At 49.3% G+C, this 1166-nt stretch carries 1 protein-coding gene; it reads left to right on the top strand.

The annotated features are described in order from the left end of the window. The first annotated feature begins 81 nt into the window (after nucleotides 1-81). Nucleotides 82-1155 (top strand): IS630 family transposase, encoded by a 1074-nt coding sequence (locus KYE_RS10870; RefSeq protein WP_008173188.1) that lies wholly within the window; start codon nucleotides 82-84, stop codon nucleotides 1153-1155. Nucleotides 1156-1166: the final 11 nt, after the last annotated feature.

Consider the following 1166-nt stretch of genomic DNA (forward strand, 5'->3'; position numbering starts at 1 on the left):
CCTAGTGTCCCTTAACAAAAATTCGCATAGATAATTCTCCGATCCTGTATAATCTCACAAGTAGAGACAGGAGAAACAACCATGGCGCGAATAGCTAGACCCCTTGAAGTGAGCGACTCTGAACGAAAGGAGCTGGAGTCATGGTTGAGGCGACAACGCATGCCTGCCGCTGAACAGTTGCGAGCCCGTATCATTCTGCTGAGTACCGAAGGTCTTCCGGGCAGAGTGGTCGGTGAGCGCGTTGGCGTAACCTCCGAAACTGTGAATAAGTGGCGAAATCGTTTCAAAACACACAGGGTTGCGGGTCTGACTGATGCGCCCAGGACTGGCCGACCTCGAACTATAAATGATCAAAAAGTTACTGATTTAATTAATAAAACACTCAAAGAAAAACCAAAAAATGCCACTCACTGGTCAACGAGCTTGATGGCCAAAGAGACTGGATTAAGTGCGATGTCGGTGAGTCGAATTTGGCGAGCTTTTGGCTTGAAGCCGCATCGCCACGATACATTCAAGCTGTCTACCGACCCGCATTTTGTTGCCAAGGTTCACGATATCGTTGGTTTGTACATGAATCCACCAACGAAGGCGATGGTGCTGTGTGTTGATGAGAAGAGCCAGATACAAGCCATCAATCGAACACAGCCTGCGCTACCTCTGTCATTTGGACACACAGAAACCAGAACACATGATTACGTCCGGCACGGCACCACGACGTTGTTCGCTGCACTTGATATAGCAACCGGGGAAGTGATCGGCAGGCTACATCGCCGACACCGTGCAACGGAATTTCTGGCCTTCTTAAAAGAGATTGATCGCGCCGTTCCGCCGAATATGGACGTTCATCTCGTCATGGACAACTACGGCACACACAAAACAGCAAAGGTGCGTGCCTGGTTTGCCGCTAGACCTCGCTACCACGTGCATTTCACGCCGACTTCAGCGTCCTGGATTAATCAGGTCGAGCGGTTCTTCGGGTTGATTTCAGAGCGCTGGATCAAGCGAAATTCACATCGCAGTACACGAGAGCTTGAGAGCTCGATCAAAGACTATCTGAAGACTTACAACGAAGACCCGAAGCCCTTTGAATGGCATAAATCTGCCGACCAGATTATTGAGTCAATCGCCAGATTATCAGACAAGCTCAATAAGTAAGCGGACTTTTG

It is taken from the genome of Marinobacter manganoxydans MnI7-9, assembly GCF_000235625.1.
Taxonomy (GTDB): domain Bacteria; phylum Pseudomonadota; class Gammaproteobacteria; order Pseudomonadales; family Oleiphilaceae; genus Marinobacter; species Marinobacter manganoxydans.